Raw genomic sequence first — 2672 nt, 5'->3', positions numbered from 1 at the left:
GGCCGAGCGCTGTCCGGGCCACGGCCACCGGGCCGCGGCATGAACTGGGTACGGTCGTTGGCGGCAGACGGCTGCCCTGGCGAATCATCGTTGGGATGCATCGCGGTTTATCCTCGGATGGCCCAGAAGGCCAGGTTCAAGCCCGGAAATTCGCCGGCCACGTGGAACGCAAAACCACCGGAATGGATCAGCTGTTTCCAGTGTTCGCTGCCACGGTCGAGTTCGTAGTAGGTCGAGCCTGCGTGGTACGGCAGCTGCCGCGGTGCCACCGGCAGCGGCAGCAGGCCGATCCCTGGCAGTTGCAGATTGACCAGATCGCGGATGTGCTCCACCGAGCCGACCTTGCTCTGCTGGGCGAAGCGCCCGCGCAGGGTTTCCCCCGGCACATCGGCCCGCACCACCAGGATGAAGCTGGCGTTGTCGATCAGGGTCTTGTCCGCCAGCATCGCCACGTGCACGCCGTAGGCTTTCTCGACAATCGGAATCGGCGTCGCCTTGCTGTCGATCAGCATCGACAAGGCTTCGCGCAGCGCTTGCATCACCGGGGCGAAGCTCGCCGCCAGCTCATCGTGCTGGTACTGCGGGTACTCGGCCGGGCGCCGGCCGGCGCTGGAGAAGGTGGCAAATTCGCCAGCCAGGCCCACCAGCTCGCTGTACAGGCGCTCGGGGTGCAGCGGGCTCAGTTGAGCCAGGTGCGCCACCAGCGGCTGGGCGCGGTTGACCAGTTGCAGCAGCATGAAGTCGGCAATTTCCGAGGCCCCGCCCGCCCCCGACGCCACCACCCGCCCGGCCAGGGCTTCGCCACGCTGATGAAGCAGGCCCAGCAGTTCGCTGCGAAACGCAGTCAGCGGTTTCGACGCCGCCACATCCAGCACCGGTGGGATGTAGCTGTCATCGAGGATCAGCGCACGGTCGGCGCGCTTTTCCTTGACCCGCACCAGGCCGATGGCGGCGTAGTCGCTCAGGCCGTCCTGCACCGTCAGCAGGCGCAAGGCCCGGGAGCCGACGGCCACCGGCGCACGGTTTTCGAACGGCGCGTTGTCATCACGCACCTCGCGCACCTGGCTCAGGTAGCGCGCAGCGCCCAGCTCTTCACCTTCGTCGACGGTGTCGCGGGCGCCGGCGCGCTTGAGCGGCAGGGCCAGGTACACCAGGCCATCGCGCAGGCTGTCGTCGATGCTCAGCGGGCTCGGCGCCAGGTCGTCATGGGGGATATTGAACGGCGTGCCGTCGGGCAACAGGCCACGCGCCGAGACAATCGCCAGCTTGCCCTGGGCCAGCAGGCCCTGGTCGATCAGCAGCTCGGAGAAGCCCCAGGCACCTGCCGACAACGGCCGGCTTCGGGCATCGATTAGGTTTTCCAGGTAACGGTCATGCTGCTGGAAGTGCTGGGTTCCAATGAACATGCCTTCCGACCAGACCACGCGATTGTTCCAGGACATGGTTGCTCCGATTGCCTATTGGGCAGGGCTGGATGGGGACGCCGCGACCACACCGCGAATCGCGCGGGCATCGAGGCTGATCTGATAGTCGGTGCGCTGCCTTGGCGGCACATTCATCACCGCGCGCCATTGCGCCCGGTCCACGTCGCGATAGCCCACCAGCAGGCCGATCTGGCGCGTGGCCGGGTCGAGGGTGCGTTCGAGGTTCAACTGGTCGCCGGGCTGGATCAGCACTTCGTCCTGATCGATCAGGTCGGCGCCCAGGGTCGCCTGGGCCCGCTCGGCCAGGGCGAAGTAGTCGGAACGGGCGAAGGTCGCCGGGTTCTTCAGCTCGAACAGCCGCACCCGCACCGGGGCAGGCACCCCGTCGGGCCCGGGGTTGAGCCCGGGGGAGGCGGAAAAATGCAGTTCGATGGTGGCCGTGGTGAGCGCATCCGGCGCCGCCTCGGCGGGGGCGGGTGCCTCATCTTTGGCGCATGCCGCCAGCAGCAGCATGGCGACCAATGTCATAAATCGTTGAATCATCCTGCGTCCTCAATGACGTATCAGCTGTCCGTGAATCCGTGTTTTCCGGGGTTGGGTCGCGCTCAGGAGCGGCGTACCCGGCTGGTGTGTTCTTCGTAGGCGCGGCTGAACTCCCGACCGAACAGGTCCTGGAAGTCGTCCTGGGCCTCGCGGGAAATCTGGCTGTAGAGCGCGGTGAACTGCTGCCAGTACTGGGCCTGGCGCGAGCCGCTGAACAGGTTGCTCAGGCCGCCGGGCTTGCCCATGCGCGCCTCCAGCTCGGCGGGTTCGAAACGCTGCAACAGGTGCTTGATCGCCGCTTCCACCCCGGCCATCACTGCCAGCTGGTGGGCGCGCAGGTCGTCGAAACTGTCCTGCACCGCCTGGTCCGGGGCCATGAACGCCTGCTTGCTGTGGCGCAGCATCAGCAACAGGGCTTCATCGACATTCGGCGCGAATTTGAGCGGGTTGTTTTCCACCGGGCGGATCATGGTCTGCTGCATGCGGAACTCGCCCTTGAGGCTGCTGCGGGCACGCAACACATCGATCAGGCCCTCGACCATCAACCGGTAGCTGCGACCAATGCTTTCCATCTGCGCCTCGGCCTGCTCCTTGTCGATACGCAACTGGTCCAGGCCGGCACCGCGCAGAAAAGCCTGCAGCAGATCGGCCTGGGGGCTGGCGACAACGGCGGCGGGCACCGGCTCGGGCGCGGTTGCCGGCGCA

Annotated in this window: 3 protein-coding genes; all 3 read right to left on the bottom strand. The window is 66.7% G+C overall.

All coding sequences use genetic code 11. The features are described from left to right. Nucleotides 1-107: 107 nt before the first annotated feature. Nucleotides 108-1442, bottom strand: a complete 1335-nt coding sequence (gene tssK, locus CF161_RS00205; protein WP_020294506.1) for a type VI secretion system baseplate subunit TssK — start codon at nucleotides 1440-1442, stop codon at nucleotides 108-110. Nucleotides 1443-1457: 15 nt separating this feature from the next. Further along, the gene (gene tssJ / locus CF161_RS00200; protein ID WP_043228217.1) at nucleotides 1458-1967 is read right to left on the bottom strand and encodes a type VI secretion system lipoprotein TssJ; all 510 of its coding nucleotides are present in this window, start codon (nucleotides 1965-1967) and stop codon (nucleotides 1458-1460) included. A gap of 62 nt (nucleotides 1968-2029) precedes the next feature. Further along, nucleotides 2030-2672 (bottom strand): type VI secretion system-associated FHA domain protein TagH (gene tagH, locus CF161_RS00195; protein ID WP_020294504.1); only part of this gene is annotated, 643 nt, incomplete at its 5' end.

It is taken from the genome of Pseudomonas sp. CF161, from assembly GCF_000416215.1.
Classification (GTDB): domain Bacteria; phylum Pseudomonadota; class Gammaproteobacteria; order Pseudomonadales; family Pseudomonadaceae; genus Aquipseudomonas.
The sequence above is the reverse complement of the archived record's forward strand: the minus strand, read 5'-3'. Positions and strand labels throughout refer to the sequence as shown.